The following is a 1,114-nucleotide window of genomic DNA, read 5'->3' on the forward strand; positions in this document are numbered from 1 at the left end:
ATGTCGCAGGAGGCGGTCAACGTGCATGAAACGTTAGAAAACCACGAAGTGCGCTTACAATCCTTAGAGGCGTACAGGGTGGAGCAAGAACGGATGAACAATGAAATACGAAATCAGCTTACAGCAACGGAAAATACGGTCTTGCGAGAAAGTAGTAAGCAGCTAGAACAATTTCAAAAGTTACTAGATCACGTTTTGCAAAATGACATCGTATCCCGTAAAGCGCAGAGGGAACAGAAGGCATTTGCCCAGCAACAATTTTGGAAAGTGGCAGGAATAGCGGCCGGAAGCGGCGGTGTCGTTTACGTATTGTTTGAAATGCTAACAAAGTAAGCCTCTTGGTGAGACTCCAGGGGGCTATTTTAAATGATAAAGGAGATGGAGAAATGATGTTTGACGCACCTAGTATGACGCGGTTCATTGGTTTAATTGTGGCGCTGTTGGCTTACTTCGGGGTCAACGTGCCGGAAGACATGACGGAGGCTATCACGTCGCTTGCTGTTGCAGTTCTGGCCGTCTACACGGCATGGAAAAACAACTATATCAGTAAAAAAGGGCATCAGCAAAAAGAAGTTCTGCAGGAAAAAGGACTAACCAAAGGGGGAAAACAGTAATGGCTAAAAAACCAACAATCAAAAATGCTGGATTAACTTTTCGCGGGAGCCTTACACCACTCGCAAAATCAAAGGTGAAAAAAATTGTGCAGCATCATATGGCTCACACATCGTGGAATATTCATGATGTCCATAAATTTCATCGTGACTCTAATGGCTGGGCTGGTATCGGCTATAACTTTTGGATCGCCTTTGATGGCACCATCTATCAGGGACGAGGATTTAATGTAGGGGCGCACGTTGGTGGTCATAACAGCTACACGCTAGGGGTTGGTTATCAAGGGGACTTTACTAAACAGAAAATGACTGATGCTCAGTTACAAGCTGGAGCTGCTCTTAATGCATGGCTAGTGTCAGAATGTAACACAAAAGCATCAGACATTATTGGGCATAATGTTTTGGCATCTACAGCCTGCCCGGGCAAAAACTTCCGCATGACCGAGCTTAGGAATTTGGTGTCCGGCGGTAAAGTTTCTGAGCCGAAACCTTCAAATCCTACT

Annotated in this window: 3 protein-coding genes; all 3 read left to right on the top strand. The window is 45.2% G+C overall.

All coding sequences use genetic code 11. The annotated features are described in order from the left end of the window. On the top strand, positions 1-333 hold a 333-nt coding region (locus tag N6H06_RS23005; RefSeq protein WP_263708073.1), incomplete at its 5' end, for a hypothetical protein. 53 nt (positions 334-386) lie between these two features. Next, positions 387-614 (top strand): SPP1 phage holin family protein, encoded by a 228-nt coding sequence (locus tag N6H06_RS23010; RefSeq protein ID WP_263708074.1) that lies wholly within the window; start codon positions 387-389, stop codon positions 612-614. Then, positions 614-1,114: peptidoglycan recognition protein family protein (locus tag N6H06_RS23015; protein WP_263708075.1), on the top strand; the 501-nt coding region annotated here is incomplete at its 3' end. The genes N6H06_RS23010 and N6H06_RS23015, both read left to right, overlap by 1 nt.

The organism is Shouchella tritolerans (genome assembly GCF_025770735.1).
GTDB classification, from domain to species: Bacteria; Bacillota; Bacilli; order Bacillales; family Bacillaceae_D; genus Shouchella; species Shouchella tritolerans.

What these genes read in the sequence shown, in the direction of transcription:
- N6H06_RS23010 (WP_263708074.1), top strand. Translation starts at nt 387, where the DNA reads ATGATGTTTGACGCACCTAGTATGACGCGGTTCATTGGTTTAATTGTG.